The sequence below is a fragment of the Streptacidiphilus sp. MAP12-20 genome (genome assembly GCF_041262525.1).
Classification (GTDB): domain Bacteria; phylum Actinomycetota; class Actinomycetes; order Streptomycetales; family Streptomycetaceae; genus Streptacidiphilus.
Genome location: NZ_JBGCCK010000019.1, coordinates 33464 through 59593, shown reverse-complemented (window position 1 = coordinate 59593; position 26130 = coordinate 33464). Strand labels below are relative to the sequence as shown.

The window sequence follows — 26130 nt, the reverse complement described above, 5'->3', positions numbered from 1 at the left end:
CAAATGGGCCGGGACGGGACGACATGACTCCGGTAAGAGATGGCTTGTTCTTTGCGGGCGAGTGTCCTGACCTGTCCATTTGTGGGCGTTGTAGCGCGGCCTAGAGTGCCCCTGATTTCTTGAATTGAGGGGGGCTTGTGAAGCGATCTTCTGTCCACCGCGCCGTCGCCCTTGCGACGGCTGCCGCCGCGCTGGCCTTCGGCATGGGGGCGGGCGCCGCCGACGCCACCACGGCGCCCAAACCCGTGGTCACGCTGGCGACGCCCATCGAGACGGCCCTCCCGGCCGCGCCGGGGACCGCCCAGACGAACTGGCAGTGGACCGCCAACCAGAAGAACGTCAACGTCAACGACGCCGTGGTCGTCATCGATGCCCGCGGCCTCGCCAAGGTCGCGACGGTGACCTTCTCCGGCAACTGCACCGCGCAGGGGCTCGTCGCCACCTGCCCGGACATGTTCTGGGGCGCCAGCAACCAGCAGCCGTACAACGTCAGCTCCTCGACCGGCATGACCCTGTCCGCGCTGAAGGGCGCCAAGCAGGGAGCGACCGGGTGGTACCGGGTCTACGGCAGCTCCCAGCAGGGCACGATCCGTGGTGCGTGGGGTGAGGTCACCGTGGGTGGGCCCCGTTACCAGCTCAACCCGCTGGTCGACCACAAGAAGCAGCGGATCGGGACGGTCATCTCCGAGCCCGTGACCTTCGCCAATGACGGGACCCGGGGGGCGGCAAGCAGCGAGGCGCTGCTCATGATCTCGCCGGGCCTCAGCTTCGTGGACCACTACAGCAACTGCGACTACCGCTCCTACGTTCACGCCGGACTCCGCTACGAGGACTGGGCGCTCTGCCACTTCAAGAGCCCGCTGCGCGTCGGCGAGCAGGTGACGCTGGCGCGGTCCGTCCGTACCCAGTTCACCCGCGAAGCCCTGTACACCTACCTCGACGTGCAGGTGACCACCGAGGGCGACCCGTCGATTCGTTGGGCCACGGCCCCCGTCGCCGGTTCAACCTGGCACCGGGGCAGCGGCGCGGTGCTCGGCCTGAGGACCCTGAAGGCCGGCCGCGCGACCGGCTCTCCCAACGGGGTCGTGCCGTTGCCGGGCGGGAACGGATACGGGATCGCCAGCCTCTACGCCGTGAACACGGCCGACTTCGGAGTCACCGGCGGCAGCGCCAAGGCTGCGAAGAGCCGCACAGTCACCTTCTACTTCACCGAGTACAACCGCGGCCCCGCCTCGCTCTTCGACCGCAGCGGCGGCGAGGGCACGCCTGCGGCGATGGTCACACCCCCGCCCGGGACGACCATCGTCGGGGCCTCCAACTGCCAGCCGCACATCTCGGGCGACCCGACGGTCGCCGCGCACGGGCCGTACGTCTGCTGGGGCTCCATGGACTACTTCTGGGCGGGCCGGGTGGACCACTTCAGCCTGACCGTCCGGGTGGACCGGGTCATTCCGGGAGCCTTGGGCAAGGTCTGGCTGCAGACCGGTCCGATCCCGGGTGGGGTGGCGTCCTTCGACCCCAACCGGAGCAACGACGCCACCTTGCTCCACCTCAACTGATCTTCATCCACCCGACCTCAGGGATCGTCATGAAGTTCCTCCCGGTCCGCCGCGCCGCCGCCCTTGTGGCCGCGGCCACGGCGGTCACCTTCGGCCTCGGTGCGGGCGCGGCGGATGCCACCGCTACGCCGCAGCCGGTCGTCACGCTGCAGCCGATCGCGCCGCTCGCCCTGCCGGCGGCCGGCGCGGTCTCACCCCAGCTCGACTGGAGCACGAGCCGCAACGTCCCCGGCTTCCAGTCCGTCACGCTCACAGTCGACGCGCGCGGGCTGGCCAGGGTCGCCAAGGTGGCCTTCGCCGCCCAGTGCAGGGCCCACGGGCTGGTCGCCAGCTGCGACGACAGCTTCGACCTGGCGAGCGGCGGCATGGGCGAGTCGGCTCCGTTCACGGTGACCCCGCTCAAGGGGGTCAAGCTGGGGTCAGTCGGCAGCTTCACGATCTCGGGCGTCGGTGCGGGGCTCATCATCCACGGCGGCACCGGCCGTGTGGTCGTCGGCGGGCCGGCGTACAACCTCGACGCGCTTGCCAGGCACCGCAACGTGGCGGTCGGCACGACCGTTGCCCAGCCGATCACCTTCAGCAACCTCGGCACGCTCCCCGCCGCGGGAAGCGCGGTCGGCCTGATGCTCTCGCCTGGCCTCCGCTTCACCCAACACTTCGGCAACTGCGACTACCGCACGCTCGTCCGTAAAGGGCAGCGCTACGAGGACGCGGCTCTCTGCCACTTCCCCGACTGGATGCGGATCGGCGAGAAGGTCACCTTCGCCCAGCCGGTGCGGACGCAGGTCACTCCGCAGGCCCTGTGGACGTACATGGATGTGATCGCCGCTCCCGCCGGTGACCAGGCTTCGCTGCAGTGGGTGACCGCCCCCGGTCCGGGCGTCAGTTGGCACCGGGGCAGCGGTCAGGTGCTCCGTCTGAAGCAACTGGTCGCAGGCAGGCCCAGCTCATCGCCGGCCGGGAACACACAGCTCCAGCTCGGGAACCAGGGCAACGGCATCGAATGGATCGCCGCCCACAACGGCGCCGACTACGGCGTCACCGGGAGCAGCGCCAAGGCGGCCAAGGGCACGGACGTCACCATGTCCTTCACCATGGCGAACCACGGCCCGGCGGTGCTCTACGACCGCAGTGGCGGCGAGGCCGCGCCGTTCGTGAAGATCACCGCTCCTACCGGCACCACCGTCGTTGGGGGTCCGGAGTGCGGCTACACGGTCAGCAGCACCGTCGGCTACTGCTCGGCAGGGATGGCCGGCATCCTGGTCTGGCCGGGTGACAGCTTCCATTTCACCATCACCTTCCACGTGAACACGGTCGTCGCCCATGCGCACGGACTCGTGCAGTTGGTCGCCGGTGGCGGCCCGGTGCCGAGCACGACGCTGAGTTTCGACCCCAATCCGAGGAACAACACCGCGGCGCTGCTGCTCAACTGAGCGCGCTTGGGATAGCGCCGGTGACCATGAACTAGCGTCAGACGCCGGACGGGGCATGACTTCGGTAAGAGATGGCTGATTCTTTGCGGCCGACTGTCCCGTCCTGCCCGTTTAGGGCCGATGCATGACTCTCTAGAGTCCCCCTGGATTTTGCTGAAGACTCCAGGGGGCTTGTGAATTACTCGTCCATCCGCCGCGTCGTCGCCTTCGGGGCGGCGATCGCGGCGATCACTTTCGGCCTCGGGGCCGGTACGGCGGACGCGTCGGTGACGCCGAAGCCGGTCATCACACTCCAGCCCGCGCCGCTGACCGCGATCCCGGCTGGGCCGGCAACGGCAGTGCCCACTTGGGCATGGTCGGCCAACGCAAAGCATGTCGAGGCGTACGACACCGTCCTCACCATCGACGCTCGCGGCCTCGCGAAGGTCGCCAAGGTGGTCTTCTCCAGCAACTGCACGGCCAAGGGCCTGGTCGCCACCTGCTGGGAGATGTTCCAGGGCGATTCGAATCAGTTGCCGCAGAACCTCGGCAGCGGCGTGACCCAGCTGTCGCTGACGGCGCTTGCTGGGGCCAAGCAGGGTGCCACCGGCAGCTACAGGATCACCGGTCGATCCGCCCACGCCACCATCGTCGGCGGTAGCGGCCAGGTCACCGTCGGTGGCCCGTCGTACGTGATGTCTCCGCTGGCCAATCACGTCAACGCGCGAGTGGGCTCGATCGTCTCCGAATCACTGACCTTCAGCAACGTGGGGACGCGACCGGCCAACGGTTCCCGCCTCCTGCTGATGCCGACGCCCGGCGTGCGTTTCACCACGCACTACGCCAACTGCGGCTACCGGTCCCATTCCCGCGCCGGTCGGGTAGTTGAGGACATGGCGCTGTGCAGCTTCCCGGGTCTGCTGCGGGTCGGCGAGCAGGTGACCCTGACTCAGCCAGTGGGCCTGCAGTTCACCTCGCACGCGCTCTTCGACGAATTGCAGGCGGATTCCGCGCCGTGGGGCGACAGCTACGCGTGGGGGTGGGCGACCCAGCCGATTCCCGGATACAGCTGGAAGCAGGGCAAGGGCGTCACGCTCGGTTTGAAGGTTCTCAGGCCCGGCCGGGCCAGTTCGGCGCCCGCCGGCACCGCGGAGCTCTGGACTGAGAACCAGGGCAGCGGCATGGCGATGCTGGGCGCCAAGAACACGGCCGACTTCGGCACCACGGGTTCCTCGGCGAAGGCGGCCCAGGGCAAGACGGTCACCATGACCTTCACACTCTCCAACCACGGCTCTGCGGACCTCTACGACGGCAGCGGCGGCGAGGGCACGCCCGGCCTCATGGTCACGCCTCCACCGGGGACGACAGTCGTCGGCTCCTCCGCGTCGTGCGGGCCCTGGGGCTCGCCCGACCCGTCGGTGACGGCGCACGGGCCCTACTACTGCTGGGGCGGCAGCTTTGCGATCTGGAGCGGCACCACCTACAGCTTCAAGCTCACCCTCCGCGTGGACAAGGTCGTGCCTGGCGCCACCGGCACTGTCCGGGTCCGCTTCAGCCCGATGGACGTGAAGGACCCCTACAGCGCCTCTTTTGACCCGAACCCCAAGAACAACGCCGCACTGCTCCACCTCAACTGACTCAGAGGCAGGAATTCATGAGGGCAACCTCATTGGTCAAGCGGGCGGCCACCGCCTTCACGGCCGCCGCCGCGGTCATCGCGGTCGGTTTCCTCGGCGGGCCGGAAGCGAGCGCCGCAGCCGCAGCGACGGCGCCGGTGCTGAGCCTGGACCCGGTGGGTCCGATCGCGCTCGGACCGGCGACGCCGGCCCGAACGTTCCTGATGTTCCACGTGACGACCGGCACGGTGGCGAACGTGTCGGCGACCGTCAAGATCGATCTGCGCGGGCTCACAGGCGTCGCGGAGGTGACGTCCACGAGCTGCACGGTGAGCCGTCAGATAGCCACCTGCACCGAAATCCTGATGTCCGGTCGGCCCGGCTACCTGGCCGGCGGGGTTTCGATGACGCTCAGCCCGGCCAAGGGCGCGAAGCTCGGCGCCACCGGGAGCTACACCGTCACCGGGAGCGCGGCCGACGTCAGGATCGTCGGCGGCAGTGGCTCGGTGACCGTCGGCGGACCCGAACTGCGGCTCGCGCCCTTCGTCCGCTACACCAATCTGCGGGTCGGCTCGACCGTGTCCGAGCAGGTGCGCTTCACCAACGTGGGCAACCGCCCCTCGGCCGGCGCTCAGGTGCTGCTCACGACGGCTCCCGGCTTCGCCTTCGACACCCACTACCGCAACTGCTCGTACCTGATGACCGGCGCGGTGCCCTGGGCGTTCTGCCGGTTCCCAGGGACGATCCGCCTCGGGGAGAGCGTGGCACTCGCCGCGCCGGTGACCCTGCGGGTCGGCTCGCAGGCGCTCTACGGCGGTCTGCGGGCGTATGTCATGCCCTTGGGCGACCCGGAGTGGAACGGACCCGGGGGTTGGCGCCAGGGGACGGGCGGAGTTCTGGGGCTCAAGGTGCTGAAGGCCGGACGGGCCTCCTCCGCACCGGCAGGGCGCGTCGAGGTCTACCAGACCTTCGACAACGGTGCCCAGAACGTCCAGCTGATCGCGCGGAACACGGCGGACCTCGGGGTGTGGGGTGCAACGGCCTCGGGCGGGCGAGGCAGCACGGTTCCGGTGACGGTCGGGATCTACAACCACGGTCCGGCGGACATCTACTCCGACGGGTCGCTGGGTCTGGTCTTCGCGGCGCCCCCGGGCACGACCGTGGTGAAGGCCCCCTGGGGGTGCGGGCTGGCGGACACATCCGTGCCGAACGTCTACGCCTGCCAGTTCACGCCCGACTACGCCGCCGACCCGACCGGTTCGACGATCATGAACGGCGCGAAGCAGAGCTACACCTTCCGGCTCCGCATCGACAAGGTGATCCGGCATGCCACGGGCGGGGTTTCCCTGTTTAGCTGGCACCCGTTCGACCCGAACCCGCGCAACGATCACGCGTCCGTCGTCCTGAACTAGAGCGAACCAGAACTGGCCGGACTCGAGCTCGACCCCCGTGCCCCGCCACCCCCGAGACAGACGGGTGGCGGGGCACTGCCGTGCGGTCGATACCCTGGTGGGGTGAGCGATCAGCAGACCCCCGCAGCCGCAGCCGGCACCGCACCAGGCCAGGACGACCTTCCCGAGCAGATGCGGGTGAGGCGCGAGAAGCTGGAGCGGCTGCGCGCCGCCGGCGTCGACCCCTACCCGGTCGGGTTCCCGCGCACCACGACGCTGGCCGACCTGAGGGCGGCCTACCCCGGGCTGGAGGCGGACATCGCCACCGGCGAGCGCGCCGGTGTCACCGGCCGCGTCGTGCTGAGCCGGACCGGCGGCAAGCTCTGCTTCGCCACCCTCCGCGACGGCACCGGCGACCTGCAGGTGATGCTCTCGCTCGACAAGCTCGGCGAGGAGCGGCTGGCCGCCTGGAAGGCCGACATCGACCTCGGCGACCACGTCGGCGTCGAGGGCGAGGTGATCACGTCCAAGCGCGGCGAGCTGTCGATCATGGTCGACCGCTGGGAGCTCACGTCCAAGTGCCTGCGCCCGCTGCCGGACAAGCACAAGGGTCTGTCCGACCCGGAGGCGCGGGTCCGCCAGCGCTACGTGGACCTGATCGTGAACCCCGAGGCCCGCGAGATGCTGCAGCTGCGCGTCCGCGTGCTGCGCTCGCTGCGCGACACCTTCGAGCGCCGCGGCTTCCTCGAGGTCGAGACGCCGATGCTGCAGCCGATCCACGGCGGGGCCAACGCGCGTCCGTTCACGACGCACATCAACGCCTACGACATGACGCTCTACCTCCGCATCGCCACCGAGCTCTACCTCAAGCGGCTGATGGTCGGCGGCGTGGAGAAGGTGTTCGAGATCAACAGGAACTTCCGCAACGAGGGCGCCGACGCGACCCACAACCCGGAGTTCACCGCGATCGAGTCCTACGAGGCCTACGGCGACTATGACACCCAGGCCGAACTGACCCGCGAGCTGATCCTCAACGCCGCCAAGGACGCGCTGGGCACCACCGTCGTCCGCGGCCTGGACCAACACGGCGATGAGGTCGAGATCGACCTGGCCGAGCCGTGGGAGCAGGTCAGCGTCTACCCCGGCATCAGCGCTCACCTGGGCGTCGAGGTCACCCCGGAGACCTCGGTCGAGGAGCTGCGCAAGCTCGCGGACGAGCACGGAGTTCCGTACGAGGCCAAGTGGGGCCACGGCCAGCTGATCCTGGAGTTCGTCGAGCGGCTGCTGGAGCACAACGCGATCAGGCCGACCTTCATCAGGGACTACCCGACCGAGGTCTCGCCGCTGACCCGCAAGCACCGCTCGATCGCGGGCGTCGCGGAGAAGTGGGACCTGGTGATCTTCGGCAAGGAGGTCGCCACCGCCTACTCCGAGCTGATCGACCCGGTCGACCAGCGCGACCGCCTCACCGCCCAGTCGCTGCTCGCGGCCGGTGGCGACCACGAGGCGATGCAGGTGGACGAGGACTTCCTGCGGGCCCTGGAGTACGGCATGCCGCCCACCGGCGGCATGGGCATGGGCGTCGACCGTCTGGTGATGCTGCTGACCGGCAAGCCGATCAGGGAGACCCTCCTCTTCCCGCTCGTGAAGCCCGAGTAGAGTCGACGCCATGCTGCAGTACATCGAGGCACTGACTCCGCCCGTGGTGATGGCCGTCGCGTTCGGCTTCATGATCCGCGCGATCTTCCGTAACCAGGGCGGCGCGAACGCCGCCAAGGAGGACGCGGTCGCCGAGGCGATCACGGCCGCGCAGGAGTAAGCAGGGTATTCAGTACTCGGAGGGGTGCGAGGGTGAAACCCCCGCACCCCTCTGTCATGCCCTGTGGATTAATTCGGGCAAAAGTGATATTTGCACTGTATGGCGCGCCGACTCGGTGAACTCGAGAACGAGGTGATGACCCGGCTCTGGCAGTGGAACCGACTGGTCACCGTTCGCGAGGTTCTGGAGGATCTCCAGCAGGAACGCGAGATCGCATACACCACTGTCATGACCGTGATGGACAAGCTGTTCCAGAAGGGCTGGCTGCGTCGGGAACAGGAAGGCCGCGCCTATCGATATGCGCCGGTGTCTACGCGCGAGGCGTATACCGCGACGCTGATGAACGACGCGTGGGAGACGAGCGACAACCCGGCGGCGGCTCTGGTGCACTTCTTCGGCATGATGTCGCCGGAGCAGCAGGAGGCACTCGGCGACGCCTTGCGGGTCTTCGCGCCGTCCCTCTTCCCGCCCGATATCGATGCGCCCGAGGAGACCGTGCACGACGGCGAGGAGGCACGGTAGCGTCTGTCCATGCAGGTCACCATCCGCCGTGCGCGGACCACCGATGTGCCCACGATCCGGCGACTTGTGGACGGGTATGCCCGCGAACGGATCCTCCTCAACAAGCCGACGGTGACGCTGTTCGAGTCGCTCCAGGAGTTCTGGGTCGCCGAGCGGGACGACAATGCGGAGGTCGTCGCCTGCGGGGCACTGCACGTGATGTGGGAGGATCTCGCCGAGGTGCGCACCCTGGCGGTGGATCCTTCCTGTCGGGGGACCGGCATCGGGCACTTGCTGCTGCAGAAGCTGGTCGAGACCGCTCGCTGGATCGGTGTGCGTCGTATTTTCTGCCTGACGTTCGAAGTGGAGTTCTTCACCAAACACGGCTTCCAGGAGATCGCCTCGACTCCGGTCGACGCGGGCGTGTACGACGAGCTCTTGCGGAGCTACGACGAAGGCGTCGCGGAGTTCCTGGATCTCGAACGCGTCAAGCCGAACACCCTCGGCAACAGCCGGATGCTCCTGCATCTGTGAGAGATGACTTCTCAAGGGCCGGTTGAATTTTTCCCGGAAAGACGGTTTGCTTTCCTACAAGTAATCCAGGCTTTTGAGGAAAGGGACGCCCGTGGCGCAGAAGGTCCAGGTCCTTCTTGTCGACGATCTCGAAGGCGGCGAGGCGGACGAGACCGTGACGTTCGCTCTCGACGGGGTTGCCTACGAGATCGACCTCACGCACGACAATGCGGGCAAGCTGCGCGAGCTGCTCGCCCCGTACACGGACAAGGGACGCAAGCAGAGCGGCCGCCTGGCCGGCGGTCGCGGCCGTGGCCGCGCCACCGCCGCGCGGCCGGTGGGTGGCAACCCGGACACCGCCAAGATGCGCGCCTGGGCCAAGGAGCAGGGCTTCGAGGTCAACGAGCGCGGCCGGGTGCCGAGCAACATCCGCGAGGAGTACGAGAAGGCGCACAGCTGAGTCGCGGCTGATTCGCCTGATCCGTCTGATGCGCGTGCTGATGCGCCTGATCCGCCGCAGGGGTGCGTTGCGGCGGTACGCGCACCGGCAGGGCCTGATCGTGCGGGGCCTGGTGGAGCCGGGCGTGGTGGAGCTGGGTCCGCGCGCAGGCGTCGGCGCAGGTGTCGACGAGGCGCGCGAGCGGCTCGGGCGCGGGGCTCCGGCCCTCGCGCAGCTTCCTCCGCGCCGTCCGCAGCTGCCCGGCCTCGTGGCCGCGCAGGACGCCGTCCAGGTGGGCCCAGCCGAGCCAGCACAACAGCGCCGGCAGTTCCGCGGCCGCCCCTGGCGACAGCGGGAGCAGCAGCCGCCCGTCCGTGGCCTCGTGCAGCGTCCAGGCGGGGCCGGTCGCCCGGCCGCGCAGGTCCATCCGGGCCAGCGCCAGCAGGCCCGCGTTCAGCGGTACGTCGAGCAGGTCGCAATCTCCCGGCAAGGAGATCGCGGCCTGCTCTGCCATACGCGGTTCGCGGATGAGCTGAGGCACAATCGGGACAACCGGTGGAGTGCCCTTCCGGTTACGGGGTCCGCGGATCTCCACGGATGTCTCCGGATCTCCCCGGATGTACGCGAGTTGCCGGCCGTGAATCGTCAGATTCCTCGGTGAGCGAACACCAGACGGAGTCACCCCGGTATGGAAGGGTCCGCCATCGGGGTATGAATGCCCATGTGGGAAGCCGGATGCGGGCGCGCTGCGGCGTGTCGGCGGTGGCGTTCGCCGTCGGCGTAGCGATTCCAGGTGGATCTGCCTGGCCTGCGGGAACACCATCCCGGAGCATTCGGTTGGAGTCATTGTCGGCCGTCGCACGGTCCCCCACCAGCGGGTGTCGACGGTTGGAGTGAGGAGCTGTTCCGGCCCCCGGGACTAGCATGCGGTAGGACAGGGAGGGGATTCCCTCTTTGCCCCGACCGCTCTGAGGAGCGATTAACGATGTTCGAGAGGTTCACCGACCGCGCGCGGCGGGTTGTCGTCCTGGCTCAGGAAGAAGCCCGGATGCTCAACCACAACTACATCGGCACCGAGCACATCCTTCTGGGCCTGATCCACGAGGGTGAGGGTGTCGCCGCTAAGGCCCTGGAGAGCCTCGGGATCTCGCTCGAGGCGGTCCGCCAGCAGGTTGAGGAGATCATCGGTCAGGGGCAGCAGGCCCCGTCCGGCCACATCCCCTTCACCCCTCGGGCGAAGAAGGTCCTGGAGCTGTCGCTCCGCGAGGCTCTTCAGCTGGGCCACAACTACATCGGCACGGAGCACATCCTGCTCGGCCTGATCCGCGAGGGCGAGGGCGTCGCCGCCCAGGTCCTGGTCAAGCTGGGCGCCGACCTGAACCGGGTGCGGCAGCAGGTCATCCAGCTGCTCTCCGGCTACCAGGGCGGCGGCAAGGAGTCCGCGACCGCCGGTGGCCCCGCCGAGGGCACTCCTTCGACCTCCCTGGTCCTGGACCAGTTCGGCCGCAACCTGACGCAGGCCGCCCGCGAGGCCAAGCTCGACCCGGTCATCGGGCGCGAGAAGGAGATCGAGCGGGTCATGCAGGTGCTGTCCCGCCGCACCAAGAACAACCCGGTCCTCATCGGCGAGCCCGGCGTCGGCAAGACCGCCGTCGTCGAGGGCCTGGCCCAGGCGATCGTCAAGGGCGAGGTGCCCGAGACGATCAAGGACAAGCAGCTCTACACCCTCGACCTCGGTGCGCTGGTCGCGGGCTCCCGCTACCGCGGTGACTTCGAGGAGCGCCTGAAGAAGGTGCTCAAGGAGATCCGCACCCGCGGCGACATCATCCTGTTCATCGACGAGATCCACACCCTGGTGGGTGCGGGCGCCGCCGAGGGCGCGATCGACGCCGCCTCGATCCTCAAGCCGATGCTGGCCCGTGGTGAGCTGCAGACCATCGGCGCCACCACGCTGGACGAGTACCGCAAGCACCTGGAGAAGGACGCGGCCCTGGAGCGCCGCTTCCAGCCGATCCAGGTCGCCGAGCCGTCGCTCGCCCACACCATCGAGATCCTCAAGGGTCTGCGCGACCGCTACGAGGCGCACCACCGCGTGTCCATCACGGACGCCGCGCTGGTCGCCGCCGCGACGCTGGCCGACCGCTACATCTCGGACCGCTTCCTGCCGGACAAGGCGATCGACCTGATCGACGAGGCCGGTTCCCGGATGCGCATCCGCCGGATGACGGCTCCGCCGGACCTCCGCGAGTTCGACGAGAAGATCGCGGACGTGCGGCGCGAGAAGGAGTCCGCGATCGACGCGCAGGACTTCGAGAAGGCGGCCTCGCTGCGCGACAACGAGAAGCAGCTGCTCACGGCGAAGGCCAAGCGTGAGAAGGAGTGGAAGGCCGGCGACATGGACGTCGTGGCCGAGGTCGATGAGGAGCTCATCGCCGAGGTCCTGGCCACCGCCACCGGCATCCCGGTCTTCAAGCTGACCGAGGAGGAGTCCTCGCGTCTGCTGCGCATGGAGGACGAGCTGCACAAGCGCGTCATCGGCCAGAAGGACGCCATCAAGGCGCTCTCCCAGGCCATCCGGCGCACGCGTGCGGGCCTCAAGGACCCGAAGCGTCCCGGCGGCTCCTTCATCTTCGCCGGCCCGTCCGGCGTCGGTAAGACGGAGCTCAGCAAGACCCTCGCGGAGTTCCTCTTCGGCGACGAGGACGCGCTGATCCAGCTCGACATGTCCGAGTTCAGCGAGAAGCACACCGTCTCGCGGCTGTTCGGCTCCCCGCCCGGCTACGTCGGGTACGAGGAGGGCGGCCAGCTGACGGAGAAGGTGCGCCGCAAGCCCTTCTCGGTCGTCCTCTTCGACGAGGTCGAGAAGGCCCACCCGGACATCTTCAACTCGCTGCTGCAGATCCTGGAGGACGGTCGCCTGACCGACTCCCAGGGCCGGGTCGTGGACTTCAAGAACACGGTCATCATCATGACCACCAACCTCGGCACCAGGGACATCTCCAAGGGCTTCAACCTGGGCTTCGCCGCCACGGGCGACATCCAGACCGGCTACGACCGGATGAAGGCCAAGGTCGGCGAGGAGCTCAAGCAGCACTTCCGCCCCGAGTTCCTCAACCGTGTCGACGACATCGTGGTCTTCCACCAGCTCGGCGAGGACGAGATCATCCAGATCGTCGACCTCATGGCCGCGAAGGTGGACGACCGCCTCAAGGACCGCGACATGGGCCTCGAGCTCACGCCGGCCGCGAAGCAGCTGCTCGCCAAGCGCGGTTACGACCCGCTGCTGGGCGCGCGTCCGCTGCGTCGCACGATCCAGCGCGAGATCGAGGACACGCTCTCGGAGAAGATCCTCTTCGGCGAGCTGCGCTCCGGCCACATCGTCGTCGTGGACGTCGAGGGCGAGGGCAAGGAAGCGAAGTTCACCTTCGTCGGCGCGGACAAGACCCCGGTCGCGGACGCCCCGCCGGTCCCGGCGGGCCCGGACCTGACCAAGGGCTGACACCGAGGCCGCTTGGGCCATGAGGAGACGAGAGGGCCGTCCCGCGAGACCGGGGCGGCCCTCTCGTGCTCTGTGTCCAAACCCGCGTCACACCACCCGGTGCCAGGTGAGCTGCCCTGACCAGGACAGGTCGGGGCGGGGAGCCGGCACGGTGCCGGGCGGGGACGCGGTGCCGTCCACGCCGAGAAGCAGGCCCGCAGGGAAGACATCCGGGGGGACCGCGTCGCCGGTCAGGTCGTAGAGCCACAGGGTCTCCAGGCCCGGGAAGACGCGCGGCAGATCGGCCAGCACCTCGGCGAGCCTCGGCGAACGCAGTCGGAGGCCGATGACGTGGGCGAGCGGCGTGAGTCGCCGGAGCTCGGCGGCGGTGAGGCCGTCCAGGTCAAGCTGGACGATCCGCACGTCGGCGCGCAGCAGCTCCCAGTCGTCCTGGCTCAGGTCGCTGCTGGTCAGCCGGATCGAGCGAAGTGCCGGGGCGCGGAGCACGGTGGCGAGCTCCAGGTCGATGCCGAACGGGTTCCCCACCCCATGGCCGAAGCTCAGGTGTTGCAGCCGGGGCATGGTGCCGAGCGGGCCGAGCGAGGGCACGTCCGCGCAGCCGAACAGGATGACGCGCTCGACCGGGAGGCCCGCGAGTGGGGCGAGGTCGATCCGGCCGTGGCAGTTCATCAGCATCAGCTGCTGCAGTTCAGGCGTCTCCTGGACGAGCGTCAGGTCGAGGTCGAGATTGTTCTCGTGCAGGCGCAGCTCGCGCAGCGGGGCGAGCGGGAGCAGGCGGATCACCTCCTCAGGGAGGTCGCCGGAGAACTCGATGCGCTCGATGCCGGTGAGGTTCGTGCTCAGGAACGAGACCTCAGCGCGGGTGGTGGCCTTCAGCCGGAGCTCGTCGCTGCGGTCCAATCGGGCGATGACCTCGCGTCCGTACTGCTCGGTGTCGAAGTACTGCCAGGCGTGCGCCAGTTGCGCCCGTACCTCCAGATAGGGGTGGGCGGCGTAGGAGGCCAGCAGCGGGATGGCGCGGTCGGTCCCGATGGTCGTCGCGCAGACGACGACGGCGCGTGCCGTCTCGTCGTCCAGGCCGACCGGACCGGGGAGCAGCTCCAGGACGACCGGGCCGGCCGCCGCGAGGCGCTTCGCTGCCGTCACGCTGCGCGGCGGCACCAGCGCCTCGGCGGAGCCGGTGACCTCGTGGCGGACGGCTGGGTCGAGCTCGACGGCCAGTTCCAGGCAGGTGGCCGCCAGCAGCCGCAGGCGGTGGGCGTGCTGCGGCTCGGCCTCCGCCCGGCGCAGGATGCCGGTGAGCAGCTGGGTGCGTTCGCGGCGGCGGCCGTGGCCGACGGCGAGGCGGAAGACGTCCTCCCACTGGTCCTCGTGGGCATGCTCGATCAGGAGGGGCAGGTCGCCCTCCTCGATCACGGCGAGCGCGCCGAGGTAGTCCTGGAAGGTCCGGTGGACGAAGTCCACAGCGTCCGGCCCGGGCTCTCGCAGCAGCCCGCTGCGGATCAGCAGGTGCTGTAGTACGCGCGCCGGGTCCGCGTGGATCTGCGGCATCTGCGGCAGCGCGTGCTCGATCCGGGCGAGGGCCTGCTCGGCCGTGAGCTCGGACTGACCGTTGCGGATCAGCCAGTAGGCGAGCTTCTGGAGCAGCACCTGCTGCTGCGCCTCGCTCATCGTCAGCCCCTCGGAGGCCGCGTCCACGCCGCGTTCCTCGTCCCTACGGACCAGCAGCATCTCCAGGGCGGCGTCGTAGAGTGCCATCCGGCCGGTGGGGAGGTGGCCCTGGCGGTCCGAGTTGAGGGCGCAGATCAGCGAGCACATGAGCGGGTTGGTCGCGAGCCTGCCCAGATCCTGCTTGCGGACGACCGCCTCGGTCAGCAGCGTGCGCCACTCCGCGAGCCGGGCCTGCCGTTCGGTGCCCGCCTCGACCGCGGCCGCTTGGTGCCATCGCTCGATGAACGCGGCCACGTCGGACCGGCTCATCGGCAGCAGCTCCAGTTCGGTGAAGCCGAGGCCGGACAACCAGCCCTCGCGCACCGCGGAGGGCCGGGTGGTGACCACACAGCGGATCTCCGGATAGGCGGTGAGCAGCCCGGTCAGCCAGCCGTGAACCCGTCGTCGCTCGCTTTCCGGCGCCTCGTCGATCCCGTCGACCAGGAGCAGGACCCGCCCCTCGGCCATCCGGCTGCTCATCCACCCCTCCGAGCCGGGAAACCCGGCCAGCGGGTTGCCGGACGCCCGCAGGAACTCCTCCGGACCGGGCAACTGCTGCCCCGGCCGAGCGAGCGTGCGCAGCCGCAGCAACACCGGGACGCAGTCCTTGAACTGGCTGAGCTGATCCGGTAGTTCGTCGCGGGCAGCGAGCGTGGTCAGCCACTGCAACAGTGTGGTCTTGCCCGAACCGGCATTGCCGCGCAGCAGGATCCGCTGCTGCTGCGCGAGCGCGTCCTCGACCCGTCGGGACGCGACGGCAGCAGACTCGTCGTCGAGCTGAAGTCGACCGCCGCTCAGTTCCAGGCTGAGATACGCGACGTCCAGTTGCCAGGAGTCCTCGCTGCGGCCGGAGCGGGTGACCCCGTAGATCTTGACCTTGCCCCACTCGCGGGCCAAGTACTCGCGCAGGCGTTGCTCGAAGGACTCGGCCGGCGGATTGAGCCACGTGCGGAGGAAGCCTACGTTCCCTTGCTCGAAGACCTCGCAGACCTCCTCGTCCATCACGAACTCCTGGCCGAGAGTCAGCTCCAGCCGCGCGTCGCTCCAGCGCGGCGGAACGGAACGGACCAGCCCGACCAAACAGTTGTCGAGGAAGACCGGTGCGCCGGACATCCCGGCCCACGGGGAGATGCCGTCCGAGCCGGTCGGGGGCTGGTGTTCGGTGTCCAGGACGGGCCTGCCGTGGACCATGCCGCTGGCAGGCTTCAGTGTTCCGACGACCTGCTCGGTGTCCAGCCGCTGGTCCGCCGTCCGCTGGACCTGCGGGAAGCCGACGGCGCAGACGCCGGGACGGGCCCGCAGATCCTTGAACCACCCCCACGGCAGGCGCTCGAAGGCCTGGAAGGCAGTCGGCGGCACGATCCACGTCTCGGCGACGAGAATCGCGGCATCGACCCTGTCGTCCTTCCGTTGCCACGCCACCCGGCAGCTGACGGGTCCCCCGAAGCCCGGCACCGCGACGGTGGGCGCCGTGGCCTCGCCGACCACATGGGCGGCGGTGATCACCATCCACGGGCTGAGCAGGTAGCCGCTGCCCTGGCCCTGTCCGAATACCGCGGCTATACGCTCGCGTTGAGGGTGAGTCATAGTGAGGAATCCTCCCTCACTTTGGCTGCTGGCTGCTTGAGCGTTCGTCAGTTTGCCATGGCTGTCAGGCATGTCTATGCGAGTTCGACGGATGGCGCCTGGCCTGGACCGGTCAGGGCTCGGGGGGCGCAGGTGGACCCCTGTCGGCCTCAGAAGCCGTCGAGATTGGCAGGGCGGGGGTTCTCGACCTCGATCCGTTCGCCGCTCGCCCGCTGCTTGGGCGAGAGGGTCACCGCGACCCGCTGCACACGGCCGCGGCTGACCCCCGCCTCGGCGTCGGCCGAGACGACCCAGGCACGCACCCCACCCTTGGCGCGGGCGTCCGTGCGCAGTTCCACGGTGAACTCGAGTTCTATGGGCCCGACTTCGAAGGCGATCGCGGAGTCCGCGCCGCGCGAGGCGGCGTCGACGAGCTGGTCGCGGATGGCCTCGATGGCATCGGCGAGGTCGATGCCCAGGTGATCGTTGGTCGTCATGGCCCCATGATGGCGGCTGCGACGCTCAGTCCGCTGCGGCGCCCTGCGCGATCGCCTCGGCGACCTCCTCGACGCGCGCGGCCTCCTCGGCCGCGAAGCGTTCCGCGTCCAGGGCCTCGGCGATCTCCTCGTCCTGCTGCATCAGCGCGTCCAGGTTCGAGTCGCCCATCTCGAAGACGCCCATGTCGAGGTAGGCCTGCTGGAGCTTTGGACCCCAGAGGCCGATGTCCTTCACGCACGGCACGATCCGGGAGAACAGCAGCTTGCGGAAGAACTGGAGGTACTCGCTGTGCTCGCTGAGCTCCTCCGCGTCCTTCAGCGGGATGCCGAAGTTCTCCAGCACCTCGATGCCCCTGATCCGGTCGCGCATCAGGTAGCAGCCCTCGATGACGAACTCCTCCCGCTCCGCGCGCTCCGCCGAGGAGAGTTGGGCGTAGTAGTCCTTCAACGCCATCCGGCCGAAGGCCACATGGCGGGCCTCGTCCTGCATGACGTAGGCGAGCAGCTGCTTCGGCAGTGGCTTGTTGGTGGTGTCCCTGAGCATGCCGAAGGCCGCCAGCGCGAGGCCCTCGATCAGTACCTGCATGCCCAGGTACGGCATGTCCCAGCGGGAGTCGCGCAGCGTGTCGCCCAGCAGCGACTGGAGGTTGTCGTTGATCGGGTAGAGCATCCCGATCTTCTCGTGCAGGAAGCGCGAGTAGAGCTCGACGTGGCGGGCCTCGTCCATGGTCTGCGTCGCCGAGTAGAACTTCGCGTCCATGTCCGGGACCGACTCGACGATGCGCGCCGCGCATATCATCGCGCCCTGCTCGCCGTGGAGGAACTGGCTGAACTGCCAGGAGGCGTAGTGCCGGCGCAGGTCGGCGCGGTTGGCCTCGCTCATCTTGTCCCAGTAGGGCGAGCCGTAGAGGGTCATCGCCTCGTCAGGGACGCCCAGCGGGTCGTAGGGGTCGACCTCCAGCGACCAGTCGATGCGCTTGACCTGGTCCCACTGCTTGTCCTTGCCCTTCTGGTAGAGGTTGAGCAGCCGCTCGCGGCCCTCGTCGTACTCCCAGTTGAAGCGGGCCGCGCCGGAGGCGGGGACGGTCCACAGGCCGTCGGCCGGCGGGGTGGTGTAGAGGTCGTGCGTCGACATGGCGGGCTCCTTTGACGCCGAGAACAGGCACAAAAGGGGGGCCCAGCAGGAGCGTCACATGCGCTTTGCAACCGGTCAACCACGACAGGAGACAGGGCGGGACCACCCTGATCGGACGGATCCTTGTGCCCCCTGCGTATTGACAGTCAGTCGAATGCGCGCTGCGTCAGGCGTCGGCGGAGGTCTTGCCGATGCGGTCGGCGACGTCGAGGGCGATGCGCAGGGCGACGTCGCGGCGGGCCGCCTCGTCGGGGAGCGCAGGCAGGTCGCGCAGGCACTCCTCGCGCTCGTGCGCGTCGGCGACAAAGGCCGCGACGTTGATCGTCATCAGTGAGACGGTGGCGCGGACCCGGTCCTCGAAGGTCGGGTCGGGCCCCTGCATCAGGCGGGTGAGCACGATCATCCGCTCCTTGAACGCGTTGCCGGCGTCCAACTCGCGGATGGTGGGCTGGTTCTCGTGGAAGAACCGCAGCACCGGCTGCCGGTCCGCCATCCCCTCGGCGAAGCGGCGCACGATCTCGTCCCGTACGGCGGGGCTGTACTCCTGCTGCTCGCCCCAGGCGATGGCTTCCTCGATCGGGACGGACATGGTGGCCACGATCCCCGCGAGGATGTCTTCCTTGGTGCGGAAGTGGTAGTACAGCGCGGCCTTGGTGACACCCAGCCGGTCGGCGATCTCGCGCAGCGAGGTCTTCTCGTAGCCGTGCTCCACGAAGAGTTCCAGGGCCACGTCGAGAATGCGGGCCCTGGTGTCGCCGCGGGGGGTCTGGGTGGTCATCGCTTCTTCTCGCTCCGCCTGTGGTCTCGTGCGTCCGCACTGCCCCGTATCGGGACGAGCTTAGCGTGCTCCGATCAGCTTACTTGTCGGTCGGCAAGTAAGCGAGGGTGGGGTCACTGAGGGAGCCGGTAGACGCCCGGGGCGACCGGCTCGACCAGCCCGTCCGCGACCAGTCCGTCCAGCGCTCGCGCCCGTTGGACGCCATCCGGCCACACCGCGTCGAGCGTCGCCTGCGCGACGCTGCCCGGCGCCTCGCGCAGCACGGCCAGCAGCTTGCCCCGCACCTGGCGATCGGTGCCCTCATAGCTCTGTCCGCGCCGGGCCGGCCCCTCGTACGGCGGGCTCCCCGCCTGGCGCCAGGCGCAGGCCCGCTGGACGGGGCAGGCCCCGCAGTCGGGGCTGCGCGCCGTGCAGACCAGCGCGCCGAGCTCCATCACGGCGACGGCCCAGGTGGCGGCGGTCTCGGGTGCGTCCGGCAGCAGCGCGGCGGCGGTGCGGCGTTCGGCGGCGGTGGTGGCGTTGGCCGGGTACTCCTGCCCGCCGACGGCGCGGGCGAAGACGCGGCGCACGTTCGTGTCGAGCACGGCGTGACGCTGACGGAACGCGAAGGACGCGACGGCGGCGGCGGTGTACTCGCCGACTCCGGGCAGTGCGAGCAACGCGGCGTGGTCCTCGGGCACCTCCCCGCCGTGCCGCGCGGTGATCGCGGTGGCGGCGGCGTGCAGCCGCAGGGCCCGTCGCGGGTAGCCGAGCCGCCCCCACGCCCGCACGGCCTCGCCGGCGGGCGCGTCGGCGAGCGCGCGGGGGGTGGGCCAGCGGCGGATCCACTCGTCGTAGACGGGGAGGACGCGCTTGACGGGGGTCTGCTGCAGCATGAACTCGCTGACCATGACGGCCCACGGCGTGGTGCCCTCGCCCCGCCACGGCAGGTCCCGCGCGGCGGCGGCGTACCAGGCGAGTATCGGGCGATGCAGGGCATATGCGGTATCCATGGCGCGCTCGATCCTAGTCCCGTGCAAGCGGTGCGGTTGCACCCTCCTCAGGGGCGCGAGGACTCTGCAGGCGTGGAACCAGGCACCCTCCAGGGGCGCGGGGAACTGCGCGAGGAACCACCCTGTGCGGATGGCCCTGCACGTTCGGCGCGCCACGTGGGCGGGTGGCTTGTCGCGCAGTTCCTCGTGCCCTCAGGTGATCGCAACTGGCCCTCTGCTCAAAGGCGAAGGTTCAGCGTCTGCGTGAGCCAGTTGCGTTCCGTCGGTTCCGGGAACGGCGTCCCGCTGAGGGGAAGGCGCAAGGTGACGCGGGTGCCGGTGCCGCCGAGGGTGTCCGAGAGGTCCACGGCTCCGCCGTGCAGCGCTGCCTGTTGGGCGACCAGCGTGAGGCCGAGGCCCGAGCCAGGGCTGTCCTGGCCTCGGGTGAAGCGGTCGAAGACCGACGCGCGGAGCGCGGGTGGAATCCCGGGGCCCCAGTCGTCCACGGTCAGCAGCGCGGAAGAGCCCGCCGTCGTGAGCGAGACCGCCACCCGCGCCGGCTCGCCCGGCGCGTGGCCGTGGACGACCGCGTTGGTCAGCAGGTTCGTCACCAGGATCTTCAGCCCCGGCTCCCAGCCCCGCACCCGTACGCCGTAGCCGCCGCTCAGCAGCAGCGACGCCTCCGGCCACGCGCGGCCGACGGACTGGACGCACGCGTCCACCAGCTCGCCCAGGTCCAGTTCCGTGAAAGCCTCCGCCTCCACCAGGTCGCCGCGCGCCAGCGTCCGCAGCGCGGTCAGCAGTTCCAGCAGGCGGGCGTGCTCGCCGCGCAGATCGGAGACGACCTCCGCGCGTTCCTCGGCCGCCAGGCCGGGGTGCGCGGCGAGGATGTCGAGATTGGTCTGCATCGACATCAGCGGCGTGCGCAGCTCGTGCGAGGCTGCCGAGGCGAACGCGCGGGCGGTCTCCAGTGCCTCGCCCGTCCGCGCCGCCTGCTGGTCGTAGCGGGAGAGGACCGTGCTGAGCGCCGTCGCGAGTTCGTCGACCTCCGAGACGCCCGAGCGGCGGTGCCGGAAGGTCTCCGCGCCCTCGCCCGGGTCGAGCTCCGCCGCGCGGGCGCTGAGCGCGCGCAGCGAGCGCGTCGCCCGGCGCGCCAGCGCCAGGGTCAGCAGGCCGGCCAGCGGGGCCGCCAGCAGGGCGACCAGCAGCACCCGGCCCTGCACCGCCGCCAGCTGCGCACGGTCCTGACTGACGGGCGAGAAGACCCACAGGGTCCCTGCGCCGCCGGGGATCTCCTTGCCGACGGAGTGAAAGCCCGCGATCGTGACCGGCGAGCCGGTCGGCGTCGGCAGCGCGACGGTGGGGCCGGGCTGCGGGCCGTCGCTGAGCACCTGCTCGCCCTGCGCGTTCGTGATGCGGACGCCGGAGTTCAGGGCGGCCGCGAGGACCTGTCGGTTCTGGTTCTGGACGGCCCTCGGCCGCCCGTTCTTGTCGGCCTGGAGCACCCGCTGCACCTCCGGGGTGAGCGCCGCCGAGAGCGAGCGCAGCCGGGAGTCCTGCTGCTGCCGGATGTCGTGACCGACCAGGCCGAGCAGCAGCGCCCCGATCGCCAGGACCAGCAGCGGGACGGCGAGCGAGACCGTGAGCGCCAGTCTGGTGGAGAGCTTCATCTCCCTGTCTCCTCCGTCGGCTCCTTCGGCAGGCGCAGCACGAAGCCGACGCCGCGCACGGTGTGCAGCAGCCGTGGTCGGCCGCCCTCCTCCAGCTTGCGCCGCAGGTAGCTGACGAAAGTGTCCACGGCGTCCGTCCGCACGTCGAAGTCGTAGCCCCAGACACGGTCCAGCAGCTGGTCCCGGGTCAACACCAGACCCGGGTTGCGGACGAACTGCTCCAGCAGTGCGAACTCGCGGCGGGTGAGGCGCAGCTCCGTGCTGTCGCGGAACGCCTGTCGGGTGCTCGGGTTCACCACCAGCGGGCCCGCCTGCAGCACCTCCGTCGGCGGGGGAGCGGTCCGCCGCCGCAGCAGCGCGTGCAGCCGCAGGACCAGCTCCTCCAGCGCGAAGGGCTTGATCAGGTAGTCGTCAGCCCCGGCCTGGAGGCCGGCGACGCGGTCGGCCAGTTCGTCGAGCGCGGAGAGCATCAGCACCGGCGTCTCGTCGCCGTCGGCCCGGATCCGGCGGCAGACCTCGGTGCCGGACAGGCCCGGCATGGAGACGTCGAGCACCAGTACGTCGGGAGCGGCCGTCGCGACCAGATCCAGCGCGGCGGCGCCGTCCGCGGCGAGCAGCACGGTGAAGCCGCTGAGTCGCAGCCCGCGCTCCAGGGAGCGGCGGATCGCCGCGTCGTCGTCGACGACCAGCACGCGTCCGGCCATAACGCCTCCAGCCCGAATGCCAGCCGAGTGGCGTAGTACTGACCGTCAGTCGGCTCAACAGGACGATGATGTGAAAGAAGAAGCGGCAGGTACGGCGGTGTTGCACAGAGCAGGGGTGGAACTCTCGTAAGGTTTGCTCGTGCCCTCTCTGCGCAATCCCGTCGGACCGCTGCCCGCGTCAATCTACTGGCGGCGGCGCCTCGTCGTGCTGGCGGCCCTCGCGAGCGCGGCCACGCTGGTCTCCGTGCTGACGTTCGGGGGCGGCGGGGGCAAGCAACCGGTGGCGGGCGGCGTGAACACACCGGTCGGCTCGATCACCCCTGGGCCGACGGGCGGGCACGGCGCGACGGGTTCCAACGACGGGACGGCGGGCGGCTCGGGTTCGACGCCGGGCACCGGGTCGAGCGCGTCCAGCGCGCCGACGGGCTCACCGAGCGGCGCGCCGGTGGTGACCGGCCCGGGCGGCTCGGGCGGCTCCAACGGCTCGGCGGGTTCCACGGGCTCGACGAACTCGACGGGATCGACCGGCTCGAGCAGCGGCGGTTCCGGCAGCGGCGGTTCCGGCAACGGCTCAGGCGGGACGCTGACCGCGAACCAGGCGGGCACGATGAACCTCCCCGTCTGCAACTCGGCCGACCTCGACCTCTCGCTCACCAGCACGGCGCAGACCTATGCGGCCTCCCAGTTCCCCGCCTTCCACCTGGGGATCACCAACACCGGCGGCGGCGCCTGCCGGGTCGACCTCGGCGCGAAGTCCGCGGTGCTGAAGGTGACCTCGGACACCGGCGCGCAGGTGTGGTCCTCCGGCGACTGCCCGAAGGACGCGTCCGCCCAGTGGTACGCCGTCCCGGCGGCCGGCGGGGGCGGGCTCAACGCCCTCTTCGGCTGGGGCCGGACGACCTCCAAGCCCGGTTGCACGCCCGGCAGCGGCGGCAGCGCGGCGGCGGCCGGGACGTACGTCGCCCACATCGCCATCGGCGGCGTCTCGGCGCAGCCTCAGCACTGGTTCAAGCTGGCCCCCTTCGGGAGCTGATGACCGCTCGGTGGTCGACCGAACGGGTGACTCGTCAGATTGTCAGGTATGTCCGGACGGCGATGATCGCGCCCAGCATCGAAGCTGGAACGCATGGGGTCGAACCAGGCAGTACCCGCGCACCCCACCGAACCTGCCGAATCGCCCGAGACGCCCGCGCTACCGGAGACACCTGAGACGCCCGGCGCCGCCCAGCTCAAGGCGGTGCTGCTCAGCCTGGTCAGACGTAGCGCTCGAGGATCGAGGACTCCGCCAGCCGGGACAGGCCCTCGCGGACCGAGCGCGCACGGGACTCGCCGACGCCCTCGACCGTCTGCAGGTCGTCGATGCTCGCGGCGAGCAGCTTCTGCAGGCCGCCGAAGTGCTCGACCAGCCGCTCGATGACCGTGTTGGGCAGCCGCGGCACCTTCGCCAGCAGGCGGTACCCGCGTGGGCTGACCGCCGAGTCCAGCGCCTCCGGCGTGCCGGGGTAGCCGAGGGCCTTGGCGACCGTCTGGATCTCCAGCAGCTCGGAGTGGGTCAGCGCCTCGAGGTCCGTCAGCACGTCCTGGACCGAGCGGCCGCGCTTGGCCGCGCGCTCGGGGAAGTAGTCACGGGCGACCAGCTCGCGGTCCGGCTCGACGCCGGCGATCAGTTCGTCCAGCTGGAGCGAGAGCAGCCGGCCGTCGGTGCCCAGCTCGACGACGTAGCCCGCGATCTCACTCGCGATCAGGCGGACCATCTCCTGCCGCTGTGCCACCGCGGCGACATCACGGACCGTCACCAAGTCCTCGATCTCGAGGGCGGAGAGCGTGCCGGAGACCTCGTCCAGTCGGAGCTTGTACCGCTCCAGCGTGGCCAGCGCCTGGTTGGCGCGGGAGAGGATGGCGGCGGAGTCCTCGATGACGCGGCGCGCGCCGTTCACGTAGAGGGCGATCAGCCGCATCGACTGGCTGACCGAGACGACCGGGTAGCCGGTCTGCTTGTTGACGCGCTCGGCGGTGCGGTGCCGGGTGCCTGTCTCCTCGGTCGGGATGTCGGCGTCGGGGACGAGCTGGACGCCGGCGCGCACGATCTTCGTGATGTCCTTGTCGATCACCACCGCGCCGTCGAGCTTGCAGAGCTCGCGCAGGCGTGTCGCGCTGAACTCGACGTCGAGCACGAAGCCGCCGGTGCAGAGCGACTCGACCTGCTTGTCGAAGCCCACGACGATCAGACCGCCGGTGCGGCCGCGGAGCACGCGTTCGAGGCCGTCACGCAGCGCGGTACCAGGGGCGACGGCACTGAGGGAGGCCCGGAGAAGGGCCTCCTCGCGGGAGGAGCGATCCGCCCGGTCGTTGGCTGCCACGGGGGCGACTCCTCCGGTGGGGTGCGGTGTGCGCGTACGAGTTTACCGATGACCGCCTGTGCGTGTGTCCGGATATTCCATGGGTGGGCCGAATCGTGCCGTGCTGGGCCGGATCATGCCTGGCTGAGGGCATGCCACTAATCCGGCTCGATCTCCTCCCAGCCGCGCATCAGCTCGTCGGCGCTGTCCGGGATGTCGAGATAGTTCGGCACCGCGCGCTGTGCCTCGTCCGTCAAATCGACGCGCCCACGCCGGTTCTCCTCGCTGTCGGCGTCGCGGACCTGGCGTGGCGTGCGGCGGCCGGTGGCTCCCTTGCGGTCCGGATCGCGCCCCAGCCGGCCAGGCCGGCCGGGGATCGCGGCCATCGCGTCGCCGATCGTGGTGACCTCTATCACGCGCATGCCCTTGGGGACCTTGCCGGGCTCCGGCGGGACCAGCGCGTGTGTGAAGCCCAGCCGCGCGGCCTCGGCCAGCCGCCGCTCGACGCCGGTGACCCGGCGCACCTCACCCGCGAGACCCACCTCACCGATGGCGACCAGCTCCTGGGGCAGCGGCGTGTCGGCGGCGGAGGAGGCCAGCGCGAGCGCGATCGCCAGATCGGCGGCCGGCTCGGACAGCTTGACCCCGCCGACGGTGGCGGCGTAGATGTCCATCTTTCCCATCCGGACGCCGCCGTGGCGCTCCAGCATGGCCAGGATCATCGCGATACGGGGGGACTCCAGCCCGGAGGTGGCCCGGCGCGGGGAGGGAATCACCGAATCCACGAGCAACGCCTGCACCTCCGCGACGAGCGGACGCCGCCCCTCCAGCGTGACCGTCAGACAGGTGCCGGGGACGGGCACCGAACGCTTCGTCAGGAAGAGACCGGAGGGATCGGGCAGGCCGATGATGCCGGAGTCGTGCAATTCGAAGCAGCCGACCTCGTCGGTCGCGCCGTAGCGGTTCTTGACCCCGCGGATCAGCCGCAGCCGGGCGTGCCGGTCGCCCTCGAAGTGCAGCACGACGTCGACGAGGTGTTCGAGCAGGCGCGGACCGGCGATCGCGCCCTCCTTGGTGACGTGACCGACGAGCAGGGTGGACATCGCCCTGGTCTTGGACTCCCTGATCAGCGCGGCCGCGACCTCCCTGATCTGGGCGGGACCGCCGGGCGCGCCGTCGAGCTCGGCGGAGGCGATGGTCTGCACGGAGTCGAGCACGAGCAGGGTCGGCCGGACCTGCTCGATGTGCCCGAGGACGGCGGCCAGATCCGTCTCGGCGGCGAGGAAGAGGTGCGGCGAGAGCGCGTTGATCCGGTCGGCGCGGAGGCGGACCTGGCTGGCCGACTCCTCGCCGGTGATGTAGAGCGTGCGCTGCTCGGGGCCTGCGGCCTTCGCCGCGACGTCGAGCAGCAGCGTCGACTTGCCGACGCCGGGCTCCCCGGCGAGCAGCACGACGGCGCCGGGCACCAGCCCGCCGCCGAGGACGCGGTCCAGCTCGTCGATGTTGGTCGGCCGCGACGCCGCGGTGGTGGCGTCCACCTGCCCGATGGGCCGCGCGGGAGCGGAGACGGGCCCCGCGGCCGTCGTCCGCACGGTCGGCCCCCCGGCCTCCTCCACCGTGCCCCAGGCGTTGCATTCGCTGCAGCGGCCGGTCCACTTGGGCGGCGTGAAGCCGCAGTTCGTGCACCGATAGGTACTGCGTGTCTTGGAGCTGTTGCTTCGCGCGGCCATGCGGGACACGCTAACGGACACCACTGACAACGTCAGGGGCGCGAGGAACTGCGCGAGAAACCACCCTGAGCGGATGGCCCTGCACGTTGAGGACCATCCGCATGACGGTGGCTTGTCGCGCAGTTCCTCGCGCCCCTGATGGTGCAACTGGCCCTCCGTCGTGACCTGTCGCGCCCACGCCGCGGAGCGGCAGAGCCGCGCGGCCCTGATGGTGCCCACCTGCCCAGCCGTCACCCGAAAGTGTGGATGCGCAGCGCTTCCCCGGAGGGGGGTGGCGCGGC

21 protein-coding genes are annotated in these 26130 nt (G+C 70.0%); 11 read left to right on the top strand and 10 right to left on the bottom strand.

Annotated features, from left to right (window positions below):
* The first annotated feature begins 137 nt into the window (after positions 1-137).
* The 9 genes from ABIA32_RS24285 (at position 138) to ABIA32_RS24245 (ending at position 9271) form a co-directional block, all read left to right on the top strand.
* Entirely contained in the window at positions 138-1559 is a 1422-nt protein-coding gene (locus tag ABIA32_RS24285; RefSeq protein WP_370099238.1) for a hypothetical protein, read from the top strand.
* A gap of 29 nt (positions 1560-1588) precedes the next feature.
* On the top strand, positions 1589-2992 hold the full coding sequence (locus ABIA32_RS24280) for a hypothetical protein (protein ID WP_370099235.1): 1404 nt from the start codon (positions 1589-1591) through the stop codon (positions 2990-2992).
* Between the two features lie 173 nt (positions 2993-3165).
* The gene (locus ABIA32_RS24275) at positions 3166-4608 is read left to right on the top strand and encodes a hypothetical protein (RefSeq protein WP_370099234.1); all 1443 of its coding nucleotides are present in this window, start codon (positions 3166-3168) and stop codon (positions 4606-4608) included.
* A 17-nt stretch (positions 4609-4625) separates the two neighbouring features.
* Positions 4626-5999, top strand: a complete 1374-nt coding sequence (locus tag ABIA32_RS24270) for a hypothetical protein (RefSeq protein WP_370099232.1) — start codon at positions 4626-4628, stop codon at positions 5997-5999.
* 102 nt (positions 6000-6101) lie between these two features.
* Positions 6102-7637 (top strand): bifunctional lysylphosphatidylglycerol synthetase/lysine--tRNA ligase LysX, encoded by a 1536-nt coding sequence (gene lysX / locus ABIA32_RS24265; protein WP_370099229.1) that lies wholly within the window; start codon positions 6102-6104, stop codon positions 7635-7637.
* Between the two features lie 10 nt (positions 7638-7647).
* Entirely contained in the window at positions 7648-7797 is a 150-nt protein-coding gene (locus ABIA32_RS24260) for a hypothetical protein (protein WP_370099227.1), read from the top strand.
* 99 nt (positions 7798-7896) lie between these two features.
* Complete coding sequence (locus ABIA32_RS24255; protein ID WP_370099224.1) at positions 7897-8319, top strand: BlaI/MecI/CopY family transcriptional regulator; 423 nt, start codon at positions 7897-7899, stop codon at positions 8317-8319.
* Between the two features lie 9 nt (positions 8320-8328).
* Positions 8329-8832 carry an amino-acid N-acetyltransferase gene (locus tag ABIA32_RS24250; RefSeq protein ID WP_370099221.1) on the top strand — a complete coding sequence of 168 codons (504 nt, stop codon included), beginning with the start codon at positions 8329-8331 and terminating at the stop codon, positions 8830-8832.
* 91 nt (positions 8833-8923) lie between these two features.
* The gene (locus ABIA32_RS24245; protein ID WP_370099218.1) at positions 8924-9271 is read left to right on the top strand and encodes an Lsr2 family protein; all 348 of its coding nucleotides are present in this window, start codon (positions 8924-8926) and stop codon (positions 9269-9271) included.
* Here the strand turns inward: ABIA32_RS24245 and ABIA32_RS24240 are convergent.
* Entirely contained in the window at positions 9210-9764 is a 555-nt protein-coding gene (locus tag ABIA32_RS24240) for a hypothetical protein (protein ID WP_370099216.1), read from the bottom strand. The genes ABIA32_RS24245 and ABIA32_RS24240 overlap by 62 nt on opposite strands.
* Before the next feature lie 471 nt (positions 9765-10235).
* Here ABIA32_RS24240 and ABIA32_RS24235 point away from each other — a divergent pair, with 471 nt between their 5' ends.
* On the top strand, positions 10236-12749 hold the full coding sequence (locus ABIA32_RS24235; RefSeq protein ID WP_370099213.1) for an ATP-dependent Clp protease ATP-binding subunit: 2514 nt from the start codon (positions 10236-10238) through the stop codon (positions 12747-12749).
* 87 nt (positions 12750-12836) lie between these two features.
* On the opposite strand, the gene ABIA32_RS24230 is transcribed toward ABIA32_RS24235, so the two are convergent.
* The 7 genes from ABIA32_RS24230 to ABIA32_RS24200 form a co-directional block, all read right to left on the bottom strand.
* Entirely contained in the window at positions 12837-16046 is a 3210-nt protein-coding gene (locus ABIA32_RS24230) for an NACHT domain-containing protein (RefSeq protein ID WP_370099211.1), read from the bottom strand.
* Positions 16047-16195: 149 nt separating this feature from the next.
* A complete protein-coding gene (locus ABIA32_RS24225; protein ID WP_370099208.1) occupies positions 16196-16522 on the bottom strand; it encodes a trypco2 family protein in 327 nt (108 codons plus the stop codon).
* A 25-nt stretch (positions 16523-16547) separates the two neighbouring features.
* Positions 16548-17657 (bottom strand): ferritin-like domain-containing protein, encoded by a 1110-nt coding sequence (locus ABIA32_RS24220; protein ID WP_370099205.1) that lies wholly within the window; start codon positions 17655-17657, stop codon positions 16548-16550.
* A 166-nt stretch (positions 17658-17823) separates the two neighbouring features.
* Positions 17824-18435, bottom strand: coding sequence for a TetR/AcrR family transcriptional regulator (locus ABIA32_RS24215; protein ID WP_370099202.1), 612 nt, complete (start codon positions 18433-18435; stop codon positions 17824-17826).
* Between the two features lie 113 nt (positions 18436-18548).
* The gene (locus tag ABIA32_RS24210) at positions 18549-19427 is read right to left on the bottom strand and encodes an A/G-specific adenine glycosylase (RefSeq protein ID WP_370099200.1); all 879 of its coding nucleotides are present in this window, start codon (positions 19425-19427) and stop codon (positions 18549-18551) included.
* 218 nt (positions 19428-19645) lie between these two features.
* Positions 19646-21076, bottom strand: coding sequence for a sensor histidine kinase (locus ABIA32_RS24205; protein ID WP_370099197.1), 1431 nt, complete (start codon positions 21074-21076; stop codon positions 19646-19648).
* The gene (locus ABIA32_RS24200) at positions 21073-21780 is read right to left on the bottom strand and encodes a response regulator transcription factor (RefSeq protein WP_370099195.1); all 708 of its coding nucleotides are present in this window, start codon (positions 21778-21780) and stop codon (positions 21073-21075) included. Before ABIA32_RS24200 ends, ABIA32_RS24205 begins: the two co-directional genes overlap by 4 nt.
* Before the next feature lie 139 nt (positions 21781-21919).
* Between ABIA32_RS24200 and ABIA32_RS24195 the strand changes: the two genes are divergently transcribed.
* Positions 21920-22813 carry a hypothetical protein gene (locus tag ABIA32_RS24195; RefSeq protein WP_370099192.1) on the top strand — a complete coding sequence of 298 codons (894 nt, stop codon included), beginning with the start codon at positions 21920-21922 and terminating at the stop codon, positions 22811-22813.
* Positions 22814-23033: 220 nt separating this feature from the next.
* Here the strand turns inward: ABIA32_RS24195 and disA are convergent, their stop codons facing one another.
* On the bottom strand, positions 23034-24140 hold the full coding sequence (gene disA / locus ABIA32_RS24190) for a DNA integrity scanning diadenylate cyclase DisA (protein ID WP_370099189.1): 1107 nt from the start codon (positions 24138-24140) through the stop codon (positions 23034-23036).
* A 137-nt stretch (positions 24141-24277) separates the two neighbouring features.
* Positions 24278-25849 carry a DNA repair protein RadA gene (gene radA / locus ABIA32_RS24185; RefSeq protein ID WP_370099186.1) on the bottom strand — a complete coding sequence of 524 codons (1572 nt, stop codon included), beginning with the start codon at positions 25847-25849 and terminating at the stop codon, positions 24278-24280.
* Between the last annotated feature and the right edge of the window lie 281 nt (positions 25850-26130).

Bases quoted from the DNA above. Each gene is read 5' to 3' on its own strand.
- ABIA32_RS24280 (WP_370099235.1), top strand. From the start codon at position 1,589: ATGAAGTTCCTCCCGGTCCGCCGCGCCGCCGCCCTTGTGGCCGCGGCC.
- ABIA32_RS24270 (WP_370099232.1), top strand. From the start codon at position 4,626: ATGAGGGCAACCTCATTGGTCAAGCGGGCGGCCACCGCCTTCACGGCC.
- ABIA32_RS24260 (WP_370099227.1), top strand. From the start codon at position 7,648: ATGCTGCAGTACATCGAGGCACTGACTCCGCCCGTGGTGATGGCCGTC.
- ABIA32_RS24255 (WP_370099224.1), top strand. From the start codon at position 7,897: ATGGCGCGCCGACTCGGTGAACTCGAGAACGAGGTGATGACCCGGCTC.
- ABIA32_RS24250 (WP_370099221.1), top strand. From the start codon at position 8,329: ATGCAGGTCACCATCCGCCGTGCGCGGACCACCGATGTGCCCACGATC.
- ABIA32_RS24240 (WP_370099216.1), bottom strand. From the start codon at position 9,764: ATGGCAGAGCAGGCCGCGATCTCCTTGCCGGGAGATTGCGACCTGCTC.
- ABIA32_RS24235 (WP_370099213.1), top strand. From the start codon at position 10,236: ATGTTCGAGAGGTTCACCGACCGCGCGCGGCGGGTTGTCGTCCTGGCT.
- ABIA32_RS24230 (WP_370099211.1), bottom strand. From the start codon at position 16,046: ATGACTCACCCTCAACGCGAGCGTATAGCCGCGGTATTCGGACAGGGC.
- ABIA32_RS24225 (WP_370099208.1), bottom strand. From the start codon at position 16,522: ATGACGACCAACGATCACCTGGGCATCGACCTCGCCGATGCCATCGAG.
- ABIA32_RS24220 (WP_370099205.1), bottom strand. From the start codon at position 17,657: ATGTCGACGCACGACCTCTACACCACCCCGCCGGCCGACGGCCTGTGG.
- ABIA32_RS24215 (WP_370099202.1), bottom strand. From the start codon at position 18,435: ATGACCACCCAGACCCCCCGCGGCGACACCAGGGCCCGCATTCTCGAC.
- ABIA32_RS24210 (WP_370099200.1), bottom strand. From the start codon at position 19,427: ATGGATACCGCATATGCCCTGCATCGCCCGATACTCGCCTGGTACGCC.
- ABIA32_RS24205 (WP_370099197.1), bottom strand. From the start codon at position 21,076: ATGAAGCTCTCCACCAGACTGGCGCTCACGGTCTCGCTCGCCGTCCCG.
- ABIA32_RS24200 (WP_370099195.1), bottom strand. From the start codon at position 21,780: ATGGCCGGACGCGTGCTGGTCGTCGACGACGACGCGGCGATCCGCCGC.
- radA (WP_370099186.1), bottom strand. From the start codon at position 25,849: ATGGCCGCGCGAAGCAACAGCTCCAAGACACGCAGTACCTATCGGTGC.